This window comes from Streptomyces sp. NPDC029466, assembly GCF_055574515.1.
Window position 1 is genome coordinate 1 of the sequence record NZ_JBVHZH010000108.1, and the last position, 5,156, is coordinate 5,156.

Annotated in this window: 5 protein-coding genes and 5 pseudogenes; 7 read left to right on the plus strand and 3 right to left on the minus strand. The window is 67.9% G+C overall.

Features of this window, described 5'->3' with window-relative positions; translation table 11 throughout:
• Positions 1 to 123 precede the first annotated feature (123 nt).
• Positions 124 to 267: pseudogene (locus ACZ4XD_RS37135) on the minus strand (cupin domain-containing protein); the annotation flags it as partial.
• 115 nt (positions 268 to 382) lie between these two features.
• Positions 383 to 1,114, minus strand: coding sequence for an SDR family oxidoreductase (locus ACZ4XD_RS37140; protein WP_468049968.1), 732 nt, complete (start codon positions 1,112 to 1,114; stop codon positions 383 to 385).
• A gap of 275 nt (positions 1,115 to 1,389) precedes the next feature.
• Between ACZ4XD_RS37140 and ACZ4XD_RS37145 the strand changes: the two are divergent.
• The 4 genes and pseudogenes from ACZ4XD_RS37145 to ACZ4XD_RS37160 form a co-directional block, all read left to right on the plus strand.
• A pseudogene (locus ACZ4XD_RS37145) lies at positions 1,390 to 1,593 on the plus strand (hypothetical protein); the annotation flags it as partial.
• A gap of 36 nt (positions 1,594 to 1,629) precedes the next feature.
• Complete coding sequence (locus tag ACZ4XD_RS37150) at positions 1,630 to 1,998, plus strand: hypothetical protein (RefSeq protein ID WP_468049969.1); 369 nt, start codon at positions 1,630 to 1,632, stop codon at positions 1,996 to 1,998.
• Positions 1,999 to 2,120: 122 nt separating this feature from the next.
• Positions 2,121 to 2,483: pseudogene (locus ACZ4XD_RS37155) on the plus strand (ABC transporter permease subunit); the annotation flags it as partial.
• Positions 2,483 to 3,466: a glycine betaine ABC transporter substrate-binding protein gene (locus ACZ4XD_RS37160; RefSeq protein WP_468049971.1), complete on the plus strand. Its 984-nt coding sequence runs from the start codon at positions 2,483 to 2,485 to the stop codon at positions 3,464 to 3,466. The pseudogene ACZ4XD_RS37155 and the gene ACZ4XD_RS37160, both read left to right, overlap by 1 nt.
• Before the next feature lie 183 nt (positions 3,467 to 3,649).
• On the opposite strand, the gene ACZ4XD_RS37165 is transcribed toward ACZ4XD_RS37160, so the two are convergent.
• A complete protein-coding gene (locus ACZ4XD_RS37165; protein WP_468049972.1) occupies positions 3,650 to 4,030 on the minus strand; it encodes a winged helix-turn-helix transcriptional regulator in 381 nt (126 codons plus the stop codon).
• A 108-nt stretch (positions 4,031 to 4,138) separates the two neighbouring features.
• Here ACZ4XD_RS37165 and ACZ4XD_RS37170 point away from each other — a divergent pair, with 108 nt between their 5' ends.
• From ACZ4XD_RS37170 to ACZ4XD_RS37180, 3 genes and pseudogenes are all read left to right on the plus strand, one after another.
• Positions 4,139 to 4,546 carry a RidA family protein gene (locus ACZ4XD_RS37170; RefSeq protein ID WP_468049974.1) on the plus strand — a complete coding sequence of 136 codons (408 nt, stop codon included), beginning with the start codon at positions 4,139 to 4,141 and terminating at the stop codon, positions 4,544 to 4,546.
• Between the two features lie 122 nt (positions 4,547 to 4,668).
• Positions 4,669 to 4,953 (plus strand): annotated as a pseudogene (locus ACZ4XD_RS37175) (nuclear transport factor 2 family protein); the annotation flags it as partial.
• Positions 4,950 to 5,156 (plus strand): annotated as a pseudogene (locus ACZ4XD_RS37180) (ergot alkaloid biosynthesis protein); the annotation flags it as partial. The pseudogenes ACZ4XD_RS37175 and ACZ4XD_RS37180, both read left to right, overlap by 4 nt.

Consider the following 5,156-nt stretch of genomic DNA (forward strand, 5'->3'; position numbering starts at 1 on the left):
CCCATCCTCCGCAGATGCATTCCAAGGACCCGCCTGATCCGTCCCGCGCGGGTGCTCACTCCGGGGCACTGAGTCGATGCCCCGCAGCTCATCGCGGTCAGCCCGGCTGTCGGTGCGGTGCGGTCAAGTGCCTGGGCGGGGAGCTCGTAGGTGCCGGCGCCGGGTCAGCTCTTCGTCGTCGACCAGGGTGAGCATGGGCTGGCCCGGTGCGCACATCATGGTGACGAGGAAACGGCTCCGGGAGTCCGTCCGGTTGTTTCCGTCCGCCTGGTAGTCACGGTGAGCGCCGTCTTCCACGCTTCCGAGCGCGGCTGACTCCCGGCGCTGCCCGCCGCCTGTTCGTTATTCGGCATGGCGAGGTCTCCAGCGGGGGCCGGCCGGGTCAGGTGAGCCAGTCGGTGTAGTGGGTGGGGGCGATGCGTGCGTCGCCCTTGGTGGTGAGCACATCGCCGTCGACGGCGGCGAACATGCCTGCGTTGTCGTCGGTGACGACCGAGCGGCCGTCGGGTCGGGCGTTCAGGGTGATCCGGCCGAGTTCGTCGAGGGGATGGACGTCGGGCCCGCCGACGTTGAGGGTTGCGTTCAGAGGGGGGCCGGCGGCGACCTCGGCGACGGTGTCGGAGACGTCCTGGGCGGCGATCGGCTGGAGTGGGGTGGTGGGCAGGCGGACGGTGTCGCCCTCGGTGGACCAGGACATGACGGCGTCGATGAACTCCATGAACTGGGTGGCGCGGACGATCGAATAGGGGATCGGTCCGGCCTTGAGGATGTCTTCCTGCAAGACCTTGGCGCGGTAATAGGCGAGGTCGGGTACCTGGTCCGCGCCGACGATCGAGAGAATGACGAAGTGCCCCACCCCGCTCTTGTGGCCGGCGGCCAGGAGGTTGTCCATCGAGGTCTGGAAGAAGGCGGGAGAGGCGTCGTCGAAGGTCGGGGAATTCGTCAGATTGACGATGACGTCGGCGCCGGTCACCGCCTCCTCCACGCCCTGACCGGTGAGCGCGTCGACACCTGTGGACAGCGAGTGCGGCACGGCCTGGTGCCCGGCGGCGTTCAGCTTCTTCACGACCTGCGACCCGATCAGACCCGTACCACCGATGACTGCGAACTTCATTGCTCACCTTTCGCCGCGCACCGATAGGACATGCGTCCAGGTTGCGGCGACACAGTGCACGGCGCACGCCGGCCCGTGTGTTCTTGGGTGTGCCGGTGGGGAGCCTCCTGTCACGGACAGCGGGAATCCCTCCGACCCGGTACCGCCCCTCACCACCGGGGGAGTCATGTCGGATGCCCAGGTGGGGCAGCGGTTGGCGAGCAGGGCGAGTTTGCTGAGCCGTTGATGCGGCTCCCCTCGGGCGCGGCCCAAGTACTCCTCGCCGCTGGCGGGGTGGTGACATGCTGAGCCGTTTGGTGGCACGCTCGGATGCCGACTTGCAGCGCGTGATCGACCGGATGGGGGGATTCGATGGCATCGTGCGGGCCTCGACGGCGATCACGTTGGAGAATCCGGTGCCACCCGGTGCCATCCGGTGCCGCTCCGAATTACTCCACCGGTGCGCCAGGCGTCGCGGCAGGCGCCGGATGGACCGCTGACCGCTGGAGGACCGGCCTTGAGGGAGGGACCGAGAAGTGACCTTCTGGGAGTACCTGGGCACCCGCTGCCGGCAGCTGCTGGTGGGCGCCTATCAGCACGCCAGGGCCGTCTTCCCGTGCATGGTCGTCGCCACGGTGCTCGGGGCCCTTGCCCGGCCGCCAATCCTCACCCGTGTCCGGGTGCTGACCCAGATGCTGATGGGCATCGCGGCGATGGCGGCCTTTGCCTCAGGACCCGGGCCTGGCAACCAGATCTTCCGCGGGGTCGCCGGCCTGAGCAGTGCGAACACGCTCAACGAAGTACTGTCGGGGACGCTCGGAATCGTCGTCGTCCCAGCCCTGCCGTTCGACGCCGGGTACGTGCTGATCGGACGGCCCACCATCTCATGGGGGATCCGTGGCTGACTCTGCCGAAATCGTCTTACCGACCTCCCCGACGTCCGGGGCCGCGGGCCCCGGCGAACATCGGGCTCGTACCGAAGATGGCCGGCCGGCCCCGCGCGAAGGTGCGGGACCGGGCCGAGGAGATGAGCAACACCGTGGCCGGCCCGAGGGCCACCGACCCGGCACTCGTGGAGGCGGCGCGCGGCATCGGGATGTCGCCGCTGCTGATGCTGTTCCGGGTCGAACTGCCCCTGGTCGTCCTGCTGATCCTGGCGGGCGTACGGACCGCGCTCGTGCTGAGCGTCGGCACCGCGACGCCGGCCACCTTTGGGGTCGGGGGAGGACGCGGGGTCCTGGTCTCCTCGGGCATCACCGGCATCACCAACCAGCGCATGCCGGTGCTGGTGCTCGGCTCCGTATTGACGGTCGCCATGGCGCTGATCATGGACTGGCTGGGGACGCTCGTCGAGTTGCTGCTACGCCCACGCGGCCTGGAGGTGGACTGATGCGCCTGGACCGGGTACGGACGGCCGTCGCGGGCGCCCTGCTGCTCGCCGTCGCAGGGCTGAGCGGCTGCGGACTGACCAGCGGCAGCCCGCTGGCCGACTCGGTGCGGCCCGGCTCCATCGGGAAGGGGAGGCCGCTGGAGGGCGCCCAACTGACCGTGACCTCGAAGGAGTTCACCGAGCAGATCATCCTCGGCCAGATCATGGGGCTGGTCTTCAAAGCGGCCGGCGCGGAAGTCCTGGACCGGACGAACATCCAGGGCTCGATCGGTGCCCGCGAGGCGGTCAAGTCCGGTGCGGCGGATGGGATGTACGAGTACACCGGCACGGCCTGGATCACCTACCTCGGTCACACCAAGCAGGTCGTCGACCCGTACAAGCAGTGGGACGCCGTACGAGAGGAGGACCGCCGCAACGGCATCACCTGGCTGCCCGCCGCCCCGCTCAACAACACCTACGCGCTGGTCGCGAACCAGGCGAATGCGCAGAAGTACCGGCTGCGCACACTCTCCGACGTGGCACGTCTGACGAAGAAAGACCCGGGCGCGGCGACGATCTGCGGCGGAAGCGAGTTCTCGGTGCGCGAGGACGGCCTGCCGGGCGTGGCGAAGACGTACGGATTCGCCCTCCGGCGCGGGAACTTCAAAAAGATGGACGACGGCGTCGTCTACACCCAGGTCGCCGAGGGCTCGGCCTGCGCCCTCGGCGTGGCGGCCACCACCGACGGCCGTATCCCCGAACTCAAGCTGAAGGTGCTGGAGGACGACCGGCACTTCTTCCCCAACTACAACGCGGCACCCGAGATGAACAGCGCCACAATGAGGAAGTACCCCGCCATCGCCGATCTCCTCACCCCGATCACCAAGCGGCTGACGGGGGCGGAGGCCCAGCGGCTGAACGCGCGGGTGGATGTGGACGGGGAGGACCCGCACGAGGTGGCGAAGGACTGGCTGATGCGGGAGGGCTTCATCCGGGAAGGCTGACAGACGGCTTCGCACGAGCGTCCGGCGAGCAGTCCGACGAGCAGGAGGAGCGCCCTGCCGCTCGCGTAGACGCTGCCGTTCGCAGGGCCGGGACACCATGAGCCGAACGACGTGCCCCAGCCCACTGCCCCTTGGCGCCCGGCAACCCAGAACAAGGACGGCTCAACACCTGCGCTCCACCCGTCAGGCGTCGAAGCGGTGGCGCGAGGCTTCGATGTGACTGAGGTGCTGGTGGGTCCAGTCGCACAGTCCGTCGATCGTCACCCGGAGGGCCTGGCCCGCCTCGGTGAGGGTGTAGTCGACCCGCGGTGGCACTACGGGGTGCACCGTCCGCTCGATCAGACCGTTGCGCTCCAGCATGCGCAGGTTCTGGGTGAGCATCTTGTGGCTGATGCCCTCGATCTCGTTCCGCAACTCGCTGAAGCGCAGGGTGTGTTCACCGAGTGACTCGATGATCAGGAGCGCCCACTTGTTGGCGACGTCCGAGAAGATCTCCCGAGCCAGGGAGTCCGCACGCCTGAGGTCTGCATCCTCGGGCGAGCCGCTGAACTGCTTGGTCACCATCAGGTTCCTCAGTCACTGAAAAGTGCGTTCTTCCATGTCAGCGGCCACTCTCCTACGGTTTCTGAGTAACCACAAGAGAGCGGTTCTTATGGCAATGGAGGCAGCAGTATGGCCATTACCCTGATAAACCCCAACGGATTGCCGGAGATTGACGCCTACCGGCAGGTGTCGATCGCGACCGGGTCGAAGCTGGTCTTCATCGCGGGGCAGGTCGCTTGGGACGCCGACGGGGTCGCGGTCGGCGAAGGCGACCTCGCCGCTCAGGTCGAGCAGTGCTACCTCAACATTGGTACCGCCCTGACCGCGGCCGGTGGTTCCTTCGGTGACGTGGCGAAACTGACCGTCTACGTCGTCGACTGGACTCCCGACAAGATGCCCTTGCTCTTTGAGGGGATCACCCGGGCAGCCGCCAAGCTGGGCGTCACCCCGGTACCGCCGGCCACGCTGCTGGGCGTCGCGGCACTGGACGTACCCGAGCACCTGGTCGAGATCGAAGCCACCGCCGTCATCGACTGAACGAATGCTCGTCGCACGGAACTGTCTGATGCCATTTCGCGGGCGTTGGCGGATGTCCGCGCTTGTCCTCGCTTGCCCGCGCTCGACGGGATCCGGGTCGGAAGTGACTGGGGCCGGGGGGCAGGCTGCGCAGCAAGGAGTCCATCGCCGCCTACATGCGCCACTACCCCGACCACATAGACCTGCATGACTTCCCCGACGTACGGATCCACCAGACCACCGACCCCGAGACGATCGTGGTCGAGATGCGCGGTGTGGGCCGCCTGATGGAGAGCGGCAAGCCCTTCGACATGACCTACATCGCCGTCGTGACTGTTCAGGACGGGCGCTTCACCACCTACCGCGACTACTGGAACCCCCTCGCCGTCCACGAACCCGGCGCCGGCTTCGCCCGGAGCGCCCGATGACCGACACCCACACCACTTTGGTCATCGGCGCCACCGGAACCACCGGAAGCCGCACCACCGCACACCTGATCGCCGCCGCCACCACGTCAAGGCCGCCAGCCGTCACGCCACCCCGGTCCCGGGCGCGGAATCGGTCCGCTTCGACTGGTACGACCCCACCACCCACGCCGACGCCCTCGACCGAACTGACCGCGTCTACCTCA